At 73.6% G+C, this 22799-nt stretch carries 11 protein-coding genes and 1 pseudogene; 4 read left to right on the plus strand and 8 right to left on the minus strand.

Going from position 1 to position 22799, the window contains the following annotated elements; all coding sequences use genetic code 11:
* Positions 1-11: 11 nt before the first annotated feature.
* Positions 12-12422 carry an amino acid adenylation domain-containing protein gene (locus tag ACWZEH_RS01155; protein ID WP_456195075.1) on the plus strand — a complete coding sequence of 4137 codons (12411 nt, stop codon included), beginning with the start codon at positions 12-14 and terminating at the stop codon, positions 12420-12422.
* A gap of 91 nt (positions 12423-12513) precedes the next feature.
* Here the strand turns inward: ACWZEH_RS01155 and ACWZEH_RS01160 are convergent, their stop codons facing one another.
* From ACWZEH_RS01160 to ACWZEH_RS01170, 3 genes are all read right to left on the minus strand, one after another.
* Complete coding sequence (locus tag ACWZEH_RS01160; RefSeq protein WP_456199996.1) at positions 12514-13092, minus strand: tellurite resistance TerB family protein; 579 nt, start codon at positions 13090-13092, stop codon at positions 12514-12516.
* Between the two features lie 494 nt (positions 13093-13586).
* A complete protein-coding gene (locus ACWZEH_RS01165; protein WP_456195076.1) occupies positions 13587-14006 on the minus strand; it encodes a hypothetical protein in 420 nt (139 codons plus the stop codon).
* Positions 14007-14077: 71 nt separating this feature from the next.
* On the minus strand, positions 14078-14878 hold the full coding sequence (locus tag ACWZEH_RS01170) for an RICIN domain-containing protein (protein ID WP_456195077.1): 801 nt from the start codon (positions 14876-14878) through the stop codon (positions 14078-14080).
* An 810-nt stretch (positions 14879-15688) separates the two neighbouring features.
* Here ACWZEH_RS01170 and ACWZEH_RS01175 point away from each other — a divergent pair.
* On the plus strand, positions 15689-16111 hold the full coding sequence (locus ACWZEH_RS01175) for a DUF350 domain-containing protein (RefSeq protein WP_456195078.1): 423 nt from the start codon (positions 15689-15691) through the stop codon (positions 16109-16111).
* Between the two features lie 229 nt (positions 16112-16340).
* Here the strand turns inward: ACWZEH_RS01175 and ACWZEH_RS01180 are convergent, their stop codons facing one another.
* Together ACWZEH_RS01180 and ACWZEH_RS01185 are read right to left on the minus strand one after the other, a co-directional pair.
* A complete protein-coding gene (locus ACWZEH_RS01180) occupies positions 16341-16493 on the minus strand; it encodes a hypothetical protein (RefSeq protein ID WP_456195079.1) in 153 nt (50 codons plus the stop codon).
* A gap of 441 nt (positions 16494-16934) precedes the next feature.
* Entirely contained in the window at positions 16935-17366 is a 432-nt protein-coding gene (locus ACWZEH_RS01185) for a hypothetical protein (protein WP_456195080.1), read from the minus strand.
* Between the two features lie 451 nt (positions 17367-17817).
* On the opposite strand from ACWZEH_RS01185, the pseudogene ACWZEH_RS01190 reads away from it, so the two are divergent.
* Positions 17818-18111, plus strand: a pseudogene (locus ACWZEH_RS01190) (hypothetical protein); the annotation flags it as partial.
* Here ACWZEH_RS01190 and ACWZEH_RS01195 read toward each other — a convergent pair.
* Positions 18075-18638, minus strand: a complete 564-nt coding sequence (locus tag ACWZEH_RS01195) for a cytochrome P450 family protein (protein WP_456195081.1) — start codon at positions 18636-18638, stop codon at positions 18075-18077. The pseudogene ACWZEH_RS01190 and the gene ACWZEH_RS01195 overlap by 37 nt on opposite strands.
* A 220-nt stretch (positions 18639-18858) precedes the next feature.
* Between ACWZEH_RS01195 and ACWZEH_RS01200 the strand changes: the two genes are divergently transcribed.
* Positions 18859-19701, plus strand: a complete 843-nt coding sequence (locus tag ACWZEH_RS01200) for an alpha/beta fold hydrolase (protein ID WP_456195082.1) — start codon at positions 18859-18861, stop codon at positions 19699-19701.
* Between the two features lie 438 nt (positions 19702-20139).
* Here ACWZEH_RS01200 and ACWZEH_RS01205 read toward each other — a convergent pair whose 3' ends face one another.
* A complete protein-coding gene (locus tag ACWZEH_RS01205) occupies positions 20140-21021 on the minus strand; it encodes a diacylglycerol kinase family protein (protein WP_456195083.1) in 882 nt (293 codons plus the stop codon).
* An 86-nt stretch (positions 21022-21107) separates the two neighbouring features.
* Positions 21108-22739: an FAD-binding oxidoreductase gene (locus ACWZEH_RS01210; protein ID WP_456195084.1), complete on the minus strand. Its 1632-nt coding sequence runs from the start codon at positions 22737-22739 to the stop codon at positions 21108-21110.
* Between the last annotated feature and the right edge of the window lie 60 nt (positions 22740-22799).

The raw sequence follows: 22799 nt of genomic DNA on the forward strand, positions 1-22799 counted from the left end.
CGAACGGACCCATGAACACCGCGACCCTGCTGGACGTCCTGCTGGACGCCGCCCGCCAGTCCCCCGGCCAGCTGATCGTCCATGTCCGGGGGGACGGCGGCGAGACCGCCGTCAGCTTCCGGGAGCTCGTGGCCGAGTCCCTGCGCGTCGCGGGCGGCCTGCGTGCCGCGGGCGTCGCGCCGGGCACCTGCGTTCCGGTGCTCGCGGAGCACAGCGTCGATTTCCAGCCCATGTTCTGGGGCGCGCTCGCGGCCGGTCTGGTGCCCGTGCCGCTGGCGCCGGACGTACGGCGGGTCCTGCCGGTGTGGGAGCACCTCGGCCGTCCCCCGGTCGTGGTGGACGCGGCCTGTGCGCCGGTGGCCGCCGAACTCCCCGACGGTGCCCGGGTCCTGCGGACGGAGGTACTGCGGGAGGGTCCGGCCCTGGACTCCCCCGCCGCGCCGGATCCGGACGGACTGGCCTTCCTGCAGTTCTCGTCCGGCAGCACCGGGGCACCCAGGGGCGTGGAACTGACCCACGCGGCCGTGCTGGCGAACCTGCGGCAGCTGACGGAGGCCTCCGCCCTCACGGAGCACGACGTGGTGGTCAGCTGGATGCCCTACTTCCACGACATGGGGCTCATCGGCACGCATCTGGCGCCGCTGGCCGCGCGGGCCAAGCAGGTGAAGATCGGTCCCCTGTCGTTCGCGAAGAATCCCCGGCTGTGGTTCGACGTGGCCGCCGCGCATCGGGCCACCGTTCTCTCGGCCGCCAACTTCGCGCTGGCGCTGACCCTTCGCCGGGTTCCCGAGGAGGTGTTCGCCGGGCTGGACCTGAGCGCGGTGCGGCTGATCCTCGTGGGAGCCGAACCCATATCGGCGACGGTGTGGCGGGACTTCGCCGCCAGGACCCGGGCGGCGGGGCTGGATCCGCGGGCGGCGACGCCCGTGTACGGTCTGGCCGAGGCGACGCTTGCCGTGGCGTTCCCGCCGCTGGGCGAGGTGGCCGTGCCGGTGGCCGTGGAGCGGTCCGCGCTCGGCCGGGGCCGCGTGGTGGAGTGGGAACCCGGTGGCGACCCCACCGGGCCGGTGGAGCTGATGGATGTCGGGGTGCCGGTTGCGGGCTGCTCGGTGCGGATCACCGACGACGCGGGCCGGCCCCTGGGTGACCGGCGGGTGGGGCACATCGAGGTGAGCGGTCCGCAGATCGCCCGCGGTTACCACGGCCTGCCGGACGCGACGGCGCGGTCCTTCGCCGGCGGCTGGCTGCGCACCGGCGACCTGGGCTTCCTCCGGGACGGCCGGCTGTGTGTCAGCGGCCGGTTCAAGGACGTCCTGTTCGTCAACGGCCGTACGTTCCACGCCCCGGACCTGGAGGAGGTGGCGTCCGGGACGGCGGGGGTGCCGACCGGGACGACGGTGGTGGTCGGGTCGACCGATCCGGTGACCGGTGGGGAGCGGGTGGTGGTGTTCGTCGCCTGGGCGCGACCGCCGCACACCGCGTCCGGGGTGCTGGACCGGGTGGCCCGACGGGTCCGTGCGGCGCTGGGCCACGACGACGTGCGGGTGTTCGCGCTGCCGCCGTCCGCGTTCCCCCGGACGACGAGCGGCAAGGTCCAGCGGCAGCGGATGCGGTCCCGGTTCGAGGCGGACGGGTACCGGCCGTCGGCCCGTTCCGGGCTGGTGGCCGGCTCCGGGGCAGTGGCGGAGCCGGGTTCGGTGGTGGGCGGTCCGGGAGAACGGCCCCGGCGGCCGTCGGCATCCGGGGGCCGGGGCGCGGTGCCACGTTCGCGTGGGGACGTGCGGCGCGTGGTGCGGGATGTGTGGGCCGCGGTCCTGGGGATGCCCGGAGCATCGTTCGGGGACCGGGAACGGTTCGCCGAACTCGGCGGCACCTCGCTCCGGGCCATGGAGGCGCTCGCCGCGCTGGAACGTTCCCTCGGTGTCCCGCTGGGTCCGGCGGTGATGCGCAACGACACGGTCGCCGCGCTCACCGACCACCTCATGGACGTCGTCGAGGCGGACCACGCCGGGGCGGGCGGCACCTCGATCGACGACACGGGCACGGGCGGGCAGGAGGGCGCGTCCGCCGCGGGCGGGGCGTCCGCGACCGCCGTGGTGGGCCTGGCCTGCCGGTTCCCGAAGGCCGACACGCCGGAGGAGTTCTGGGACCTGCTCACCGCCGGCCGCGATGTCGTGTCCGCGGTGCCCCCGGACCGCTGGACCACGAAGGGCCGGGCCACGGACGGCTCCGAAGGGCCCGGGGCGGCAGGACGCCGGGGAGCCTTCCTGGACGACCCCACCGCCTTCGACGCCGGTCACTTCGGTATCGGCGACGAGGAGGCGCGCGCGCTGGACCCGCAGGCGCGCATCTTCCTCGAGCTCGCCCACGAGGCGCTGGAACGCGCCGGGTACGCCGGGCCCCGTCGCCGGGCCCTGCGGGCCGGCGTCTTCGCCGCCGTCGGTGACAGCGGCTACCGGCAGCTCCTGGCCGACGCGAACACCGCCGGCACACCGCCGACCGCGACGGCCCTGACCGGCAACCTTCCCAACCTGGTCGCCGCGCGCCTGGCCCACTGCCTCGATCTGGACGGCCCGGCGCTCGCCGTGGACACCGCGTGTTCCTCGGGCCTGGTGGCGCTGCATCTGGCCCGGCGCAGTCTCGCGGACGGCGAGTGCGACATCGCGGTCGTCGGCGGGGTCAACCTGCATCTCACCGCGTCGGCCCACCAGGCCCTGGAGGCGGCCAAGGCCCTTTCGCCGACCGGGCGCAGCCGTGCCTTCAGCGCGTCGGCCGACGGGTTCGTGCCCGGCGAGGGCGGCGCGGTTCTCGTCCTGCGACGGCTCGACGGGGCCCGGCGGGACGGTGACGAGGTCCTGGCCGTCGTCCGCGGCACCGCCGTCAACAACGACGGCACGTCGCTGAGCCTGATGGCACCCAACCCGCTGCGCCAGCGCGAGGTGATCGGCCGTGCCTACGAGCAGTGCGGGGTCGACCCCGCGTCGGTCTCGTACGTCGAGGCCCACGGCACGGGTACGGCCGTCGGCGATCCGATCGAACTGCGGTCCCTCGCCCATGCGTTCCCGGCCCGCCCGGATGGCCGGCCCCGGCTGCTCGGCTCGGTGAAGACCAACATCGGGCACCTGCTGAACGCGGCGGCACTGCCCTCGCTCGTGAAGGTGGTCCTGGCCCTCGGTCACGGGCGGCTTCCGGCCTCGCTGCATCACACACCGGTCTCCCCCGCCGTCGAGCGGTCCGGGTTCGCCCTGGTGACGGAGGTGACGGCCTGGGAGTCGTCCGGGCCGCGCAGGGCGGGGATCAACGCCTTCGGCTTCGGCGGCACCAACGCGCACGCGGTCCTGGAGCAGGCGCCGCCGCGCGGGAACGACCGCGGGGCGCTCCGGGACAGCCGCGGCCCGAACCTGCTCACCCTCTCGGCGGGCAGCGCGGCCGGGCTCGACGCGTGGACGGCGCGCGTCTCGGACCACCTGGCCGGCCGCCCCGGGATCGAGGAGGGTGACGTCTGTCTGACGGCGGGCGCCGCTCGCGACGAACGACCGCACCGTCTCGCCGTCGTGGCCACCGGCGACCTGCGCGATCGGCTCGCCTCGGTGCGCGCCGCCGACGGCTCGCCCGTGCCGGGTGTGGCCGCCGGGACGGTGGCACGGCGGCCGCGGACCGTCTACGTGTTCCCCGGCCAGGGCGGGCTGCGACCGGGGCAGGGAAGGGGGTTGTACACCACGGCACCCGTGTACCGCGCGACGCTGGACGAGGCGTCGGCGCTGGTGGGAGCGCTGCACGGGCGGGAGCTGACGGCCTGGTGCGTGGACGGCGACGTGGACGGCGACGCTCTCGCCGCCACCGAGGTGGCGCAGCCCCTGCTGGTGGCGCACGGTGTCGCGCTCGCCCGGCAGTTGACGGCCTGGGGGGTGCGGCCCGACGCGCTGGTCGGACACAGCGTCGGTGAACTGACGGCTGCCTGCGTCGGCGGCATGCTGTCGTTGTCCGACACGCTGCTGTTCGCGGCGGAACGTGGCCGTCTCATGGGCGGATCGACCGCGCCGGGCGCCATGACGGCGGTCCGGGGCGCCGGGGAACGGGAGGTGGAGGCGCTGGTGGCCGCGTCCCCGGACGACCTGGCGGTGGCGGCGTACAACGGTCCCGGCCGACTGGTGCTGTCCGGCTCCCCGGACGCGGTCCGGCGGGCGTCGGAGCGGCTCACCGCGCGCGGCGCGACGGCCCGTCCGCTGCGGGTGCCGCGCGCCTTCCACTCGCCGCTGATGAAGCCGGTCGCGCACGCCCTGGGCGACGCGGCGCGCAGGCTGACGGTGTCAGCACCCACGCTCGCGGTGATGAGCACACTGACCGCCGAGTGGCAGCCGTGGATGGATCCGGAGCATCTGCGGGAACACGCCCTGCGACCGGTGCTGTTCGGCCGGGCCCTGGAGCGGCTGCTGGACGAGGGCTACGACACGTTCGTGGAACTCGGCGCGAATGGGAACCTCGCGGGTCCGATCCGCGCGGTGGCCGCCCGGCACCGGGCCGACGGCACGAACACCACGGCGGACGGCGCGGTGCGCGGCCCGGCGCGGGAGGCCCTTGTGGTGCCCGCCCCCGTGGCGGCGTCCGACGGCGGAGAAGCGCCGGGCGGGGCCGGGGAGCTGATGGAGACGGTGGCACGGCTGTGGGTGCGCGGGGTGCCCCTCGACCGTACCGCGCTCGACGCGGGGCATCGCAGGGTGCCGCTGCCGCCGTACCCGTACCAGCGGCGCAGGTACCGGCCCGAGCCCGATCCGCGCGGGCTGCTGCACCGAGTCGAGTGGCGCCCCGCGCCCCTCCCCGGCGACGGTCTCCCCCGCACCGGCCTTCCCGGAACCGGTCCCCGCGGTCCGGTGCTGGTGACCGGAGCGGACGCCTCGGCGGTACGCCGGCTGGTGGACGGGTTCGCGGGCCTCGGCGTACGGGCGGTCACGGCCGGCCACGTCGACGTCCGTCCGCAGGCCGTGGTCCTTCTCGGCGGACCGGTCCGCCGGGACGCGACGGCCCGGATGGGCGCGGCGGACCCTGAGGGCCCGACGGACGGCCTCGACGAGGAGCTGCGGCAGGCGGTCGGGGCGTTCCGGGGCGCCCTCGCGCTGCTGGACCGGACCGGAGCCCGCCGTCTGCTGGTCGTGACCGAGGACGCGCACGTCACGGGTCACGGTGTGGAGCAGCCGGCGCCCGTGCAGGCGGTCCTGGGTGGTCTGGCCCTGGCCGTACCGGAGGAGTCGGCCGGTGTGGTCGCGAACTGGGTCGACCTCGCCTCCCACGACGTTCACGGCACCCCCCACGACGAGGGGTGGCTGCGTTTCCTGGCCGCCGAGTTGACGGCGCCGCAGACGACGGGAGCGATCGCCCGGCGGACCGGACAGCGTCTCGTGCGTTCCGTCGTGCCGGGAGCGGGGGAAGAGCAGGGCGCGGTGGGAGAACCGGGCAGGCCGTACGACCAGGAGCGGCTGCCGGCCGACGGCACGTTTCTGATCACGGGCGGCGCAGGCGGCATCGGGTCCGCGCTGGCCCGGGACCTGGCGGGCCAGGGCCGGCCTGTTCTGGTGCTGGCGGGACGTTCCCCGCACCCGCCCGCGGGCCTGCTGAAGGAGCTCGCCGGTCTCGGTGCCGAGGCACGCTACGTCGCGGCCGACCTCACGGTGCCCGCCGACGTGGAGCGGCTCGTCCGCGGACTTCCCTCGCTGGACGCCGTGTTCCATGCGGCGGGTGTCGCACGGCCCGGCAGTCTGCGTGGGACGGACGTGCCGGAGACCATGGGGGCGCTGGGGGCGAAGACCCTCGGAACGGTCCTGCTGGCCGGGGCGCTGCGCCGTCACGGGCAGCGCCCCGGGGTGTGTGTCGCGTTCTCCTCGGTGTCGTCGGTGCTGCACGGCCTGGCGGGTGCGCTGGGCGCCTACGCCGCGGCAAACGCCTTCCTCGACTCCTTCGCCGGAGCCGAGCGTCTGGCGGGCCGTCCCTGGCTGTCGGTGAACCTGGGTCCGTTCGCCGAGACGGGTCTCGCGGCCACCGCGGGTGCCGGAGCGGGCGGCGGGGGGCGACCGCTGGCGACCGCGCCCGCGCTGGCCGCGCTGCGAACGGCGTGCGTCACCGGCGCGACGCAGCTGGTGGTCGCCGACCTGGCCTCCGAAGCGCAGCCGGTCATCACTCCGGCGCGTCCGGTGCGGACCACGTACGTCGAGGACGCCGCCGCCGTTCCTCCTGACGCCGACCGGCACCACCACCGGCCCGTGGTGACGTCCGCCACCGCTGTCGTCCTGCGGGAACTGCTGGCCCGGTCACTCGGCGTCCCGGCGTCGGACGTCGACGACGACACGCCGTTCCTGCGGCTCGGGCTGGACTCGCTGGGCGCCGTCGACCTCGTCAAGCGACTGGAGCGGGAACTGGGGCGGCAGCTGCCCACCACGCTCTTCTTCGAACACCGGACGGTACGTGAACTCTCCGCCCACCTGGACCAGGGAGCGGGTGCGGGGAGCAGACTCGAAGACGTGCCGGGGCATGAGCCCGGGGAGGGGAGCGGGGCCGGGCCCGGGGACGGACGGGCCTTCCCCCTGACCCCTGTACAACTGGCGCTGTACACCAGCAGCCGGCTGCGTCCGGACGTCCCGGCACGGGGGCATCTGCGACTGACCGTCCGGGGCCCGCTCGATGCCGGGCTGCTGGGCCGGGCGCTGTCGGCGCTGGCCGAACGGCACGGCATGCTCCGGCTGCGGGTGGACGCCCCGGACGGGCTGCCCGCGCAGCGCGTGGTGCCTCCGGTGCCGCTGCGGGACTGGTTCGAGGTGCGCGACTGCGCCGCCGACGAGGTGGCCGACGCCGAGACGGCCCTCTGCAACCGGCCGTTCGACCTGGCGGCTCTGCCTCCGGTCCGGGCCGTGCTGCTCCGCCAGGCTCCGGGTCTCGCCCATCTGGTGCTGGTGACGCACCACGCGGCGGCGGACGGCTACAGCCTGAACATTCTCGCCGAGGAGCTGTGGAGCACGTACACCGATCTGTACCACGGACGGCGTCCGCACCATGCGCTTCCCGCGCCGGACTTCGCACGGTACGCGGCGAGTCTGCCGCCCTCCGGCTCCGCCGGGCGGCACGCCGACCGGCGCTACTGGGCCGAGCGGCTCGCCACGCGCGGCGAACCGCTCCGGCTGCCGTACGACGGCGACCCCGACGCGCTCGCGCCCGACCTCTCGGGCCCGTCAGGCCCGATCACGCAGTACTACGGCGAGCTCGGCGCCGATCTCACCACCGGCCTGGAACAGCTGGCCGCCGCGCACGGTGTCTCCCTGTTCCACCTGTTGCTCGCCACGTATGTGCGCTGTCTGGCACGGTGGTCGGGGCGCCCGGACGTGGCGGTCAACGTGGCCAGGGCGCGTCGCGAGGACCGCTTCGAAGGCGTGGAACGGCTGGTCGGCCCACTCGCCGACGCCCTTCCCCTGCTCTGTGGGACGGCGGACGGCGAATCGGTTCCTGCCCTGGCGGAACGGCTGCGCGATATATGGCTGCGCGACGAGCGGCACGCCGGGCTGAGCAGTCCGGACCTGGCCGCGCTGCTCCCCGGCACCCATTCCGGTGCCGGCACTGGAGCTGGTGCCGGTTTCGGCAGCCGCACAGTGAGTCCGGCGGGCTTCAGCTTCGCCCGCTTCCCCGCGGAGCCGGCCGCCGACTGTCCGGTGGAGGTACGGGCCACCGCCGCCGGCACCGGGTCGGCGACGACCCGGCTGAGTCTGCTGTGCTGGGCGGACGGTCCGCAGCTGCGGATGTCGTGGAACTATCCGGAACCGTTGTTCCGGCGGGCCACCATGGCGCGTCTGGACCGGGAGTTCCGCGCCGAACTGGCCGGGCTGTGCACACCGCCGTCGTCGCCGTCGCCGGACACCGGTCCCGCCCTCGTCGTGCCGTCCCCGTCCGTGCGGGACGACGGAAGCGTCCCGCTGGTCGCGCGGCTGCTCGACCGGTTCCGGACGGCACCCGGCGCGATCGCCGTGGACGCCGTGGACGCCGTGGACGCGGCGGATGCCTCGCTCACGTACGGGGCGCTCGACCATGCCTCCGCTCGGCTCGCCGCGCGCTTGTACGCCCGGGGCGTACGCCCCGGTGATCTGGTGGGGCTGCTCACCGAGCCGGGCGCCGACACCGTCGTCGGTGTCGTGGGCATCCTGCGCGCCGGGGCCGGCTGGGTCCCGCTCGACCCGGAGCACCCCACCGCGCGGCTGGCCGACCAGTTGGCACGCACCGGCGCGACCACCGTGGTGTGCCACGCCCGTACCCGGCGCACCGTTGACGTTCTGACGGCCGTACGGGCGGTGCCCGTCACCGACCACGGCCTGCCGGACACGGCCGCGGGAGCCGATCCCGACGTGACCGCACCGGCGACGGCGGTCGCCCTCGCCTCGCCGTCCGACGCCGAGGGGATCGCGTACGTCATCTTCACCTCCGGTTCCACGGGGCGCCCGAAGGCGGTGCCGATCACTCACCGGGCGATGGAGAACTATCTCGACTGGGCCGTCGCCACCTTCGGCTACGGTCCCGATGACCGCCTCGCGCAGACCGCGTCGCCCTGCTTCGACGCCTCGGTACGCCAGTTGCTCGCACCGCTCCTGGCCGGCGGCACCGTCGTCACCGTGCCACGTGGCCTGCTGCGGGATCCCGGGCTGCTGCTCACGCGGATGGAGCGGGCACGGGTCAGTGTGTGGAGCTCGGTGCCGACGCTCTGGGAGCAGTTGCTGTCGGCCGCCGAGGAAAGGGCTCGGAGCGGGGCGGGCGTTCCCGGTCTGACGGCACTGCGGTGGGTGCACGTAGGCGGTGAGGCACTGCCCGTGGACCATGTGCGCCGCTGGTTCGACCTGTTCGGGAACAGCGCGCGGATCGCCAACCTGTACGGACCCACCGAGACGACCGTCAACGCCACCTGCCAGATCCTCGACGCCCGCCCCGGCGACGAGGTGCGGCAGGTGCCGGTCGGACGTCCCGTGGCCGGTACGGACCTGGAGGTGGTCCGCGCCGACGGGACCGCCTGCGAGCCGGACGAACCGGGGGAGCTGCTCATCGCGGGCGTCGGCCTGACCCCCGGTTACCTGGGCGAACCGGAGCTGACGGCACGGGCGTTCACCGTGCGGGCGGGGCGGCGCTGGTACCGCAGCGGGGACCGGGTCCGCCGGTCGGCCGACGGCACCGTGGAGTTCCTCGGCCGGGTCGACGACCAGGTGAAGATCCGCGGGAACCGGGTGGAGCCGGGAGAGGTCGAGGCGACGCTCCAGGAGTATCCCGGGATCGCACGGGCGGTGGTGACGGCGCACGAGGGGCAGTTGCTCGCCTTCGTCACCCTCCGGTCCTCGGCCGGCCGGCCGGACACCCGGGAGGTGCGCCGCCACCTGGCCGGTGTTCTGCCGTCGTACATGATCCCGGCCCGGATCACCTGCGTCGACGCGCTGCCCCTCACGGGCACCGGCAAGGTCGACCGCCTGGCGCTGGTGGACTCGTCCTCCCGGTCCGGTCCGGCGGCACCGGACGCCGTGGAGACGTCCTCCCCGGCCACTGCGACCGAACGACGCGTGGCGGCCGTCTGGTCGGACCTCCTCCAGGTGGAAGCCGGATCGGTTTTCCGGGAGGACGACTTCTTCGACCTGGGTGGTGACTCGCTGCTCGTCCTCCGGGTGTTCGCCCGGCTCGCGGACCACGGGTTGCCGCTGCCCCGGCCGACGGTGATCTACCGTCATCGCACCCTTGCGGCACTGTCCGCGGCCATCGACGCCGCCGCGGCGAAACCGCACTCCGCCACCACCACCGCAGCCCCGGCTTCCGTCTCCGCGTCCCCGGCCGTACGGTCCCTTCCGGCCGGCGACGAACGGACAACTCCGTTCCCCGTCACCTCCGGCCAGCGCGGGTTCCTGCTCGCGGAGGCTCTCGCGCCGGATGCCGGGGCCTGGCTGGCCCGGATTCGGCTGTCCGGACCGCTGGACCCCGAGGTCTTCCAGGCGGCGGTCGACATTCTGGTGGAGCGGCACGGCATGCTCCGCACCGTCTTCCCCGCCGGGGCCCGCCCTCCCGTCCAGCAGGAACTGCCGCCGTCCCTGCGCCTGCCGGTCGTCTTCGGGACGGTCACGTCCACCGCCGAGGTGGACGAACGGGCCGCGGCCGAGGCGGAACGGCGCCTCGAGACCTGGGCCTGGCCGCTGGTGCGTCTTCAGGTGCTCAGTCTCGCTCCAGAGGAGCACACCCTGCTGGTGCACGCCCATCACGTCATCGGCGACGGGTACAGCGCGGCATTGCTCATGCAGGAGCTGAACGAGGTGTACGACCGGTTGGCAGACGGCGGCGGCAGCACCGCACCCCGTCTCCCGCTGCTGCGCAGTGACTTCCGTGACCACGTCCGGCGGTCGGCGGAGACCGGCCACGGGACCGGCGGCTCCGGACCGGCGGCAAAACGCCGGGCCCGGGTGTGCGCCCCGTACCGGCCGCCGGTGCTGCGCACCACGGCGGTGGCCGGTGGCAGCGGCGTCACCACCCGTGCCGGGGCCGCCCGGCGCGATGCCCGGTTCGACTCCTCGGAGTTCACGCTCGGCGCCCCCCTGACAAAGACGTTGCGTGCGCTCGCGTCCCACGCGCGAACCACCCTGTACGCGCCCCTGCTGACCGCCTACTACCAGGAACTCGTGGCACTGACCCGCCGGCCCGATCTGATCGTGGGACTGGCGGTGAGCGGCCGGGACAACGCGCTGCCCGACGCACACCGGATCTTCGGCCCGTTCGCCTCGGCCGTCCCCGTTCGGCCCGCCCCGCCCGGTCCGGCCGACGACAACACCTCCCACACCGCCGGCGGGTGGGACTTCGACCGCGCCCTGCGTCGCACAGCCACCGAGGCGGAGGAGGCACGCGCCCACGAGGACGTGGTCCCACGGCGTGCCGACGGGCTTCCCCTGACCTCCCAGTTCTTCTTCACCTTCCTCGACTTCTCCGCGCTGGCTCCCGCGGGCGACGCCGGCGCTCCGCGGTGGTCGTGGGAGGCGGGGGACAGTACGTTCCTGCCGCCGTCCTCCGCGACAGACGTGTTCATGGCGGTGCGGCCCGACGGGGACGAGCTGCGGGTGACGGTGCGGGGCGCGACCGCGGCGTTCGCTCCCGGCGCACTCGGCCGTTTCACCGACGCGCTGCGCCGGCGTCTCGAACGGGCCGCGACGGGTGACAGCGGCGTGTCGATCCGTCCGAGGACGGGCCGTCCCGAAACAGGCCGTCCCGTGGCGCACCGGCCCGCGCCGAGTGGCCACGGACCGCGGGACACGATGGACGCCGCCCTGATCGGCTACTTGCCCGCGCCGGAGCATCTTGCACGCCTGGCGGGTCTGCCCGCGTCGGCGCTGCCCCGGGCCGAGGTGCGCGCTCTGCTGTTCCCCGAAGGCGTCCCACGCTTGGTGGAGACGGTGGAGACGCCTCTGGGCCGGTCGGGCTTCTTCTCCCTCCCGCTCTTCGCCGACGAACTCGCGGCGGACACCGGGCTGGTGGAGTACACCGCCCGCGCGGTGTCACTCGCCGCTTCCAGGGGTGCGCGATGCGTGTCCCTGGCGGGGATGATTCCGTCGCTCACCGGATACGGCTTCGACGTGCTGCGGATTGGGCGTCATCCGGCGGCCGTGACGACGGGCCACGCGGCGACGGTCGTGTCCGTGGTGAAAACGGTGCACGCGGCGCTGGAGGCCACCGGACGGGACCTCTCGGACCTCGACGTGGCGTTCGCCGGTCTGGGCTCGATCGGTGCCTCCTCACTGGAGCTGCTGCTGTCCCTGGCCGCCCGGCCTCCCCGGCGGCTGTTCCTGTGCGATGTGCGGGGCAGCGGGCCGCGGCTGACCGCCCTGGGACGACGGTTGCACAAGCGGGGGCTGATCGGTGCGGCCGGGTTCGAGGTCGTGGAGTCGGAGCGGGTGCTGCCGGACGCGGTCCACGGTGCGGACCTTCTGGTGACGGCGGTGAGCGGCGCCGCCGCCGTGCTCGACATCGACCGGCTCCGTCCCGGGGCCGTCGTGGTCGACGACTCCTTCCCGCACTGCTTCGACACCGGGCGGGCCCTCGCCCGCATGCGGGAGCGGAAGGACATACTGGTGTTGGGCGGCGGGCTGCTGCACGTCGGCTCCACCGACCGGGAGGTCGCCGGGGACCTGCCGGAGGCGGCGGCGGCCGGCTATCTCGCGCAGCCCTGGATCGAGGACACCCTGGCCTCCTGCCGGTCCGAGTCCCTGCTGCACACCGCCGGTCACGAACTGCCGCTGGTGCACGGCCTGGTGGACTCCGAGGTGGCTCTGGCCTACTGGGACGCGGTGGAACGGGCCGGAGTGTCGGCCGCCCCACTGCACCTGCTCGGCCATACCCTCGATGCCGCTTCCATCGGTGGGGTGGCCGCCAGGAACTGAAGGAGGCCGCTTTCACCGCCGATCCTGCCGCTTGCCCGCTCCGGGGCCCGCGGCAGGATCGGTGTGGGGGCCCGAGAGGCCTGAGGGGTCCTCAGACTCCGAACTCCGCGGGCGAGACGCCCAGGGCCGCGCAGGCCTCGCGGATGGCGTACTGCTCGGTCGCCTCGAAGGCGCCGTCGGCACCGGCGATGACCATGCCCGTCTGGATGACCGCGCGTGCCTCGACCGGCTTCTTCGACGCCTTCGCGATGTCCTGCAGAGCCCTGGCCTTACCCAGTTCGAAGTTGGCCACGAGCTGGTCCACGTGCTCGTTGAACCGCTTGCGGAGCTGGTCCGGCGGGAAGTTCTGCAGGACCTCGTTGGAGACGATCAGCTCCTCCACTCGCTGCCGCTCCGCCGGCTCGACGTGCCCGTCGGCGGCCGCGACCAGCGCGCACATCGCCATGCTCGCGTCCCGGTAGGCGCCGCTCCTGAGTTCCGTCTTCGCCGACGCGAGCTGGGACTTCAGCAGCCCCATCAGCTGGGCCTTGGAGCCGCCGGAGGACGAGCCCCGGGAATGGCCGCCGGCCTGTCCCGGTCCGGGATTCCCGTGCTGCCCTCCTCCCGACCTCGCGCCCTGGGACTGCTGGAGCGTCTTGGCCTGTTCCTTGACCCGGTCCCACATCGCCACTGGTGCCACCTCGGCTTCTGTTGCTGTCTTTTCCGGTACCGGTCGTCAGGCCCGGATGGTGCGGTCCGCCTGGTCAACGGACGCCATCACGGCCATGTTCCCCGAGGGCAAAAGAAAGGCAAAAAACCTATCCTCGTGTTGTCATCTTGCTGAATCGCTCCCCGCGCACGGATCACGCGGGGCGCGCGGCAGGGGTCGCGGATCAGAGCGGTCCCGGCCCCGTTGTGCAGAGACCGGCGGTGTCGAGCGCGATGTCGTGGCCGCGGACCACGCAGTCGTCCGCGGTGAGGCGGTGACTGCCCACGGCGTGGCCGGCGCGCGGCGACAGCACCCCACTCGGACGGCTCGGCCGCCGGGCGATCGTGGTGCAGGGCGCCGGCCAGGGCGTGGCGTCACGGTCCCAGCCGCCGGTGCCGGTGCGGCCAGGAACGCGGCGCGCGGCTCCGGTCCCCGTCCCGTCGCCGCTGTCCACCACCGGCCCGGTAGCGGTGGGGTCACCGACGCTCCCGCGGCGTGCCGGCGCGTCGTTCGTACCAAAGCGCCGCACCGGTCGCGGCCGCCCCGAGGCCCTCCCACACGGCGACACCGACGAACGCCTCGGGCGCCCGCCCGTTGATCACGGCGACCGTGAACACCGTGCACGTCAGCAGCCTGAACGGCACGGTCCACCGGAAGAAGGCCCGCCAGTCGGCGAGCGCCGCCAGGACGTAGTACACACCCATGTTGAGTGCCGCCATGGAGGACGCGGTCACGAAGGCCGGGGTGAGGTCGCCGCTCCCCCGCCCGCCCGGGGCCTCGAGGCCGAGCAGGGACAGTTGGGCGGCCGGCGCGATCAGACCCACGGTCCCCAGAGCGGCGGCGAGTGCTCCGAAGACCGCCATGGTCCAGCCCGAGGCCGAGCGGGGAGTACGCATCCGGCGGGCACCGCGGCCGGCGGGACCGCCCCCGGGGCCACGGTCCCGCCGGCCGCGGTGCCCGCCGGGACTCAGCCCACCGTCCATTTCTGGTTCGCGGCGCCCGTGCAGGTCCAGATCTGGAGCCGGGTGGCGTTGGCCGCGTTGTTGCCGGTCACGTCCAGGCACTTGTCGGCCGGGGGGTTGACGATGTCGCGCGCGCCGGTGACCGTCCACTGCTGACCGGGGCCACCGGTGCAGTCCCAGAGCTGGACGGGAGTACCGTCGGCGGTGCCGATGCCGCCCGAACCGGAGTAGCCGGGGCCGTGGATGGTGCCGTGGACGGTGGACGGCTCGAAGCCGACGTTCTCCATGATGTCGATCTCGCCCGAGTCCGGCCAGTTGACCGGTGTGCCCAGCATCCAGAAGGCGGGCCACATTCCCTGGCCGCGCGGGACCTTCATCCGCGCCTCGATGTGCCCGTACTGCGCGGTGAACTTCCCCGCGGTGTTCAGACGTGCCGAGGTGTACTGGCAGGTGCCGTACCAGCACTGGTGGTTGGCCGGGTTCTCCTTGCGGGCCGTGATCACCAGGTGGCCCCGGCCGTCCAGGGCGGCGTTCCGGTTGCCGGACGTGTAGTACTGCCGTTCATGGTTGTTGACGTTGTCACCGGTCTCGGTCTGCCACTTCGAGGAGTCGACCGCCGCGCCGGCGGGCCCGTCGAAGGTGTCCGAGAACGTCACGGCGGCGGCCGCGGCACCCTCCGCCGACACGGTGGAGGTGGAGGTGGTGTCCGCCGGTTCCGCCTGGGCGGTTCCGACGGCGGCGCAGACGACCAGAGCCGCGGACAGAGTGGCGGTCAGCCATCTGCGCAGCCTGCGTGGAGAGGACATGGCTCTCCCTTCCGTGCGGCAGCCCGCGTGTACGGGCGCGCCGACCGAGGTTGTGGGGGGGAAGTGCGTCGCCCCTTGATTCAAGACGTGAGGTAAGAAGACGTCAATACCCTGGTACGGACCAGTGGTCCACAGCCGTCCACCCCCCACTCACGGATACCGGCCGTGGGCCTCCGTGAACATCAAGAGCCCACACTTCAGAACGAGCCGCTATTCCAAGCGCTCACCATGCGCCACACTGCCCACAACAACGGAACCGGCCGTTCGGAGCCGGGGCGGGGGCGGGGCGCGGCCGAGCACAGACCAGTCGTGGCCGCGGCTGCGGGGCACTCCCGCCGGCCGCGCGCACCGAGGGGACGGGCGGGAGTGCCGCCTCCCCGACGGTGTCCGAGGAGAGGGCGGACGAGGGCGGCGGGGCGTCCGCGAGCCGGCCGCCGTCCCCCTCCCCGAACGCCCCGCCGGCGGACGAGGCGTACACCGTGGCGGAGGACCGGGCACCGGGAACACGGAGCACGGCATCCGCCTTCATCCGCGAACTCGACGTGCACCCCGGTGTCTTCGGTCCCGGCTTCCGCGAAAGCGTGCCGTTCGAGAGCGATCCGGCACAATGGGCCGTGCTCGGCGAGGGCTGCTGTGGCGCCGCGAACCGCTGCCGGACAGCGTACCGGCCGCCCTCACCCGGACGTTCGTCCTGCCGGAGACCAAGGCCTGCCGACCGCACCCACCGGAGCATCGAACGGGTGCGCTACATTTTGCTCGCCTTTGACCGCGATCACTCACGATCCCTCACGCTACGGAGCCGGCATTCCTATGAGCGACATCGTCAACGGACTCGGCCGGGCCACCGCCTACGGCGCACTCGGTCTGGTCCTGCTGGTGCTCGGCATCGTCCTGGTCGACCTGCTGACGCCCGGAAAGCTCGGCCGGCAGATCTGGGAGGAGCGCAACCGCAACGCCGCCCTGGTGCTCAGCTCGGCGCTGCTCGGCATCGGCGGAATCGTGTTCACGTCCATCTGGACGACGTACGAGGACTTCGGCAAGGGGCTGGTGTCGACCGCCACGTTCGGGCTGCTGGGGCTGGTCATGATGGCCGTTGCGTTCCTGGTGGTGGACCTCATCACGCCGGGACGGCTGGGCAGCACCCTGGTCGACCGGGAACCGCACCCCGCGGTCTGGGTGACGGCATCCTGCAACCTCGCGGTGTCCGCGGTCGTTGCGGCGTCCATCGCCTGACGCCGGCCGCCCGGCGGCCTCCCGCCCGGTCCTGAACGGACGTCAGGGGCGGGAAGCCCACCGCGCCCGACGAGGGCCGTACGCTGTTGACGGCCCGTCAGCCGGACACGACGTGGAGGAGGGACGCCCCGCCCTCCCCCGTCGCCACCTGGACGACCACGGTGCCGGGCCGGGCGCCGGGTGGGCCGTCGCCACCGACGCGACCGCACGAGGTGCCGAAGCCGCCTGCTCAAAGCACCGTGAGGCAGCCCTGTCCGCGGCCTTCGGCCCCGCCCGCGGACCGGCCGTTGCCGGACTTCAGCTCGTATTCGATTTCGTCCGGGCCGACCTCGGGCACGGAGAGGGCCGTCCTGCCTGCCGGAGCGTCGAACCGGATCGTCACCGGCCCGGACACCGCGATCTCGCAGTCTCCGTCCGTACAGGCGGCCGGATCGTGCCCGTCCGCGGCCGGCGCCGACGGCTTCGCCGGGGCGGTGCCATCGGCGGACCGGGGTGACGAAGACGCCGGAGAAGCCGGGGGCGCGGCCGCTGCGGACCGGGACGCCGACGGGTGTGCGTCGTTCGGGGCCCCCGGGTACCCGCCTCGTCCGCGCCGCCGCAGCCGGCCGGCGCGACGACGGTGAGCAAGGCGAGCGCCCGGCTCACGCCTGCCCGTCGACCGCGTGCCGTCCCGGCCCGGTGTGCCGTCGTCACGCCGCTCATGGTGCCCCCCGTGCGTCCCCGCCGCCGCGCACCGTGTGCTGCCCGGCCTCCGGGGGCCGCCCTTCCCCCGCACCGTGCCTCCCACTCCCCCACGGTCCGCGGAGTGCGCCCCGCGGCCGTTTCAGGCGACGCGGGCGGCGGCCCGGACCAGGCGGGGGCGTTCCTGCACCGGGCGGATCGGCGCGGCCAGGGCCCGGGAGGGCGGACCGACCCGGGTGGAGGAGGCGCTGACCCGGTACGTCGTCCGGTTCGGGTCCACGACCGGATCCCCGAGTTCGATCTTCCCGGCCTCGTGCAGCGCGTCGCAGTCGGTGGTGGGCAGGGCGACGTAGCAGCCGCCCTGGCCCGTGGTCGAGTCGAGCGGCCGCCAGTAGCTGTACCTGCGGCGGCCGTTCGCGTACACCGTGACGAAGCTGGGGGTGCGCGGGTCGGAGATGATGCGCAGCACGTCGACGTGGGCCGGGGCGAACGGGGGCGCGGGGGCCGCCCGGAGCCCGGCGGCCATCCGCCCGGCGCGCGGACGGTCCTGGGTCTGGTTGACGGTGAAGAGCATCGCTGGGGCCTTTCCGGAGCCGGGTCTCGAGACCGTCTACCCAGCGCGGCGCCGGTGTTGATCTCTTTCAATGATCATTGTGCTCCTTGACACTGACATTAACCCGTCATGGGCGATCGATGGTGGAATTTCCTCTCCGTACTTGGCCGTTCTTCATCCCTCGTGGCCGTTCTTCGCCTCTCCTCGATCCCTGTCACACTCCTTGTGGCGCTTCGCGTCAGGTCCGGACGAAGCCTGGTACGTGATCTTCCGGGTGCCGCACGGGAGCCGGGGGTCCACCGGGCGGGCGCGGTACGGCGGACGGCCGCGCCCCGCCGTACAACCCCGGGGCCGTTCCGGGTGTCTTCCCAGGTGAATCTCATGGAACCTCCCTGACCGGCAGGTATTCGCCCGGTTCGGCCTTCCGTGCCCTTTCGGCTCGCACTCGTTCCAACGGGGGAACAGCATGGTCCACCGGATCACGCTGACCGCGCTCCGCTCGGCGGAGGACGGGTACGCCGCGTCCGTGCGCCTGCAGGTGTACACGCGGTCCGACGGCGCGTGGAAGGAGTCGGACCGCGTGACCGTCGGCGACGTGGACGGCTGGTTCTGGTACCCGCTCACCGGCACGGGCGCCGTCTGCCGGTTCTCGACAGCGAGCACGGAACCCGCACCCCTCACGGTCGGCCTCCTGGTCACCCCGTCCGTCGGCTGCGCCGACCCGGTCCACTACGTGGTGAAGGAGGGCAGGGTGTACGCCGGTTGAACCCGGAGCACCTCTGCCTCGCACCTGCCGGGCCGCTGCCCCCTCCTGCCACCGGCCCGGCAGGTGCGGCTCGCCCGGACGTCGCGGACGAGAACGTCATGGTCGGCCTGTCCGGCTTGACGGTGACCACCGCCTGGGCGCTCGGGGCGGGTGAGGTGACGGTGAAGCGGGGCCGGGTCTGCAGAACGGTGGCAGATGGGCCGCATCGGACGCCGGTTGCGCAGGTGTACGTCGCCGTCGGCGATGGTGGCGAGTCCGTCGCCGAAGAAGACCCGCAGCGCGTCGATGATTCTGCCGCCCTTGACGAAGTGGGCGGCGTCGGTGACCAGGACGCGGCGGGTCAGCGCGGGGTCGGTGACGACGTAGGCCGGGCTCGGACCTATGCGTATCCGCACGACGCTGCCGTGCCGGCGCAGCGAGGTGATGAACGGAAGGGGGTCGCGGGCGAGCCGGTGGGCGTGGCCGATCAGCGGCAGGCCGCCGGGAGCGGTCGGGGTGGGGGTGGACGGTGTCGTCGTGGCACTCATCGAACGGGTCACTCCTCGTGAGGCCGTCGAATGCCCGGTGCATGCCCGGGATCGCGCATGAGGATGCCGTGCCGGGCCGCCTCGGACGATCTTTCGCGCCCTGGACCGGATGCGGGCTCGCGCAGGTCGCGCGAACCTGGAAGGGCCGCCCGGTTGCGCTGCCCCGGCGGGGCCGTGGGGCGGGATCGTCCGACACCGAGCCGAGGAGAGACGAAAGCCCATGCCTCACATCACCGTGGGACGCGAGAACTCCACCGACATCGAGCTCTACTACGAGGATCACGGGTCCGGACAGCCCGTGGTCCTCATCCACGGGTTCCCGCTGGACGGCCATTCCTGGGAGAAGCAGTCCGCCGCGCTGCTCGACGCCGGCTACCGGGTGATCGCCTATGACCGACGCGGGTTCGGACAGTCGAGCCGGCCGACGTCGGGCTACGACTACGACACCTTCGCCGCCGATCTGAACACGGTCCTGGAGACCCTCGACGTCTCGGACGCCGTACTCGTCGGGTTCTCCATGGGCACCGGTGAGATCGCCCGCTACGTCAGCCGGTTCGGCTCGGGCCGGATCGCCAAGGTCGCCTTCCTCGGCTCGCTGGAGCCCTTCCTGCTGAAGACCGACGACAATCCGGCCGGTGCGGCGCCCCGCGAGTTCTTCGAGGGCATCTCGGCGTCGGTGAAGGCGGACCGGTACGCGTTCTACACGTCGTTCTTCAAGGATTTCTACAACCTCGACGAGAACCTCGGGAGCCGGATCAGCCCGGAGGCCGTCCGCAACAGCTGGTGCACGGCGGCCTCGGGCGGGTTCTTCGCCGCGGCGGCCGCACCGATGACGTGGTTCACCGACTTCCGGGGTGACATCCCCGCCATCGACGTACCCGCTCTCATCCTGCACGGCACGGCGGACAACATCCTGCCCATCGACTCGACCGGGCGCCCGTTCCACCAGGCGCTGCCGAGCGCCGAGTACGTGGAGATCGAGGGTGCCCCGCACGGTCTGCTGTGGACGCACGCCCAGGAGGTCAACGAGGCACTGTTGTCGTTCCTCGGGAAGTCCGCCTGACGCGACGTCACAAGCGGTCCCTCCGGGGGCCGCCGGCCCGCCACAGCACGCTCCGCGCGCCGGACGCGCCCGAGGAGTCGGGACGTCCGGCGCGGGGTGGGTCGGGCGAGGTCGAACCGGTCGAGGTTCATGACCTTGTCCCAGGCCTTGACGAAGCCCTGCACGAACTTCTCCTTCGCGCCGCCGCTCGCGCAGACCTCCGCGAGGGCGCGCAGCTCGCAGCTCGAGCCGAAGAACAGGCCGGCACGGGTACCGGTCCACTTGACCTCATCCGTGGCGACGTCGTGCGCTCGCGTACCCCGGGGACGATCCTCGTGGGCCGGGATGCGGTCATGGGGCCGAAACCGCAACCGGAACAGTTCCGGAGATTGAACACTTCCAGTCCCGTGCGGCACACGGTGTCCGATTCCGGGTCGGCCCAGAGGACCGCCGGGCCGGTCAGTGGAGCACGTGGAGGGCGCCGGGGAGGACCCTGAGAGTCACCGGGAGGACCGCCTCGACCTCGCCGTCCGCCCCGTAGGGGACGTCCCGGTCGGCGAGGATACGGACCTCCTTGCCGCGCAGGATCCGCACCTGGGGGCGGTGGACGTGGGTGCCGGTCCTGAGATCGTTCATCAGGTTGAAGAACAGCAGCCGCGAGGCGTCCGCGATCATCACGATCTCCAGTACGCCGTCGTCGACGCGGGCGCCGGGGGCGATGACGCGGCCAGAACCGTAGTAGCCGGAGTTGGCGGCGACCACCGTGTAGCCGGTGTGGGTGTGCTCCTCACCGTCGACCGTGACCCGGTAGCGCGCCGCCCGCCAACCGGTGACCGCGCGCAGGCCGCCTGCGTAGTAGGAGGCGGAACCCCGCAGCAGCCGGGACCGGTTGGCGTGGCGGTTGGCCAGCGCGTCCACGCCGGCGTAGACGCTGCCGAGGACTACGGTGCGGTGGTGCACGGCTGACTCGACCTCGATGGTGTCGACCGGCCGCGGCGCGTTGTGCAGCAGTATCCGGGCCAGGGCCGCGGGATCGGCGGGCAGGTCCAGGGCACGGGCGAAGTCGTTGCCGCGGCCCGCCGGCACCAGGCCGAGGGTCGCGCCGGTGCCGCTCAGCGCGCCGCCGATGCCTCCGGCGATGCCGTCCCCGCCGACCGCCAGCACCACCCGGCCCCGTCGGCCGGCGTCGCGGGCCAGTTCCCGCGCATGGGCCAGGCTGCGGCTGTATTCCGTGTTCAGGTCGGCACCGGCCTCCCGGAGCAGGCGCGCGAGGGCGAGCAGCGCGGCCGCTTTGGTGGCTCCGCCCGCGGTGGGGTTGACGACGGCGGTGAACTGTCGCATCGGGTGCCTCCGGGCGGGCCGACGTGATGGGGACAGGTGATGGTGGGGAAAGGGCGTGGGGCGGTCGACGCGCGGTGAGCCCCGGCTCAGTCCGTGGGCAGAAGGACGCCGGGGCTGAGGATTCCGGCCGGGTCCAGGCGCTGTTTCACGGCGCGCAGGGCGTCGGTGCCCAGCGGGCCGATCTCCCGGACGTACCATTCCCGGTGGTCGGTGCCGACGGCATGGTGGTGGGTGATCGTGCCGCCGGCGGCGAGGATCGCCTCGCTGGCGGCGTGCTTGGCGCGCGTCCAGTGCGCCACGGGGTCGCCGTCGCCCTGGGCCGACACCACGGTGAAGTACAGCGAGGCTCCGTTCTCGTAGATGTGGGAGATGTGGCACATCACCAGGGGCGGGGTGCCGGCCTGCGTGAGCGTGCCGATGAGGGCCTCGCGAACGGCGGTGTACAGCGCGGGCACGCTCGACCAGAACGTCGCGGTCTCCAGGGTCTCGGCCAGCGCCCCGGCGTCGAGGAGGGAATCGCGCAGGTACGGGGCCGAGAAGCGGCCGTGGGCCCAGTTCCGGCCGGGCTCCTCGCCCAGCGGAGTCCCGCCGCACGCGCGCAGGACCGCCGCGGCGCCCTGCCTGCGGTACGCGGTGTCCTCCTCCGTACCCTCGTAGCCGGCGACGGCCGTGCATCCGGTGGACCGCGTGGTGCCGGAGCCGATGGCCTCGGGCTGGGAGAGGCCGATCAGCGTCTCGGTCTCGTCGGACAGGCGCAGCACGGTGGGGCGCGGTCCGTCCTGGGCGAGACGGCGCAGCGCGGCGCTCCCCTGTTCGAAGGAGTCGAAGCGCCAGCCCTCGTAGACGCGGGCCCGGGGCACGGGCCGGATCCGGACGGTCACCGACGTGATGACGCCGAAGGCGCCCTCGGATCCCAGGACGAGCTGGCGCAGGTCGGGGCCGGCCGCGGAGCGCGGGGCCCGGCCGGCCTCGAGGGTGCCTTCGGGAGTGGCGAGGGTGAGGGCGAGCACCATCTCGTCGAAGCGGCCGTGGCCGGCGGACGCCTGGCCGCTGGAGCGGGTGGCGGCGAAGCCGCCGATGGTGGCCCACTCGTAGGACTGGGGAAAGTGTCCGAGGGTGAAGCCGTGTTCGGCGAGCAGCGCCTCGGCCTGCGGGGCGCGCAGGCCGGGTTGCAGGGTGGCGGTGCGGGAGAGCGGATCCAGAGCGAGCAGGCCGTTCATGCGCCGCAGGTCCAGGGCGACGAAGGGGCGCGGCCGGCCGGGGGCGAGTCCACCGACGACGGAGGTGCCGCCGCCGAACGGCACCACGGCCAGGCCGTGCTCGGTGCAGACGCGCAGGACGGCGAGCACCTCGTCGTGGCTCGCGGGGTACAGAACGGCCTCGGGGATGTCGGTGACGTCGCCGTCCCGGATGCGCAGCAGGTCGGGGGTGGACTTGCCGCGGGTGTGCCGGATCCGGGTCTCCGGGTCGGTGCGTACGTGGTCCTCCCCGACGCCCGCACCCCCGTCCCCGGCGTCGTCCGCACCGTCCAGGGCGGCGGCCAGCGCACGCCGTGCCGCAGGCTCCAACCGGGGCTCGGGGACGGCCACTTCACCGAGGGCGGCCGGTGCGGCCTCGCGCGGCCTGACACCGAGCATGTCGCGCAGCAGCCCGATCACGGTGTCGGGCAGCGGCTTCGCCCCGGCCGGGTCGCCCCAGCCACTCCACAGCATGTCCATGACTGTCGTCCTCGCCGGTCGATGGGAGCGGGACCGCCATCGACGGCCTCACAGGCGTTA

The sequence above is a fragment of the Streptomyces yamdrokensis genome (genome assembly GCF_053890455.1).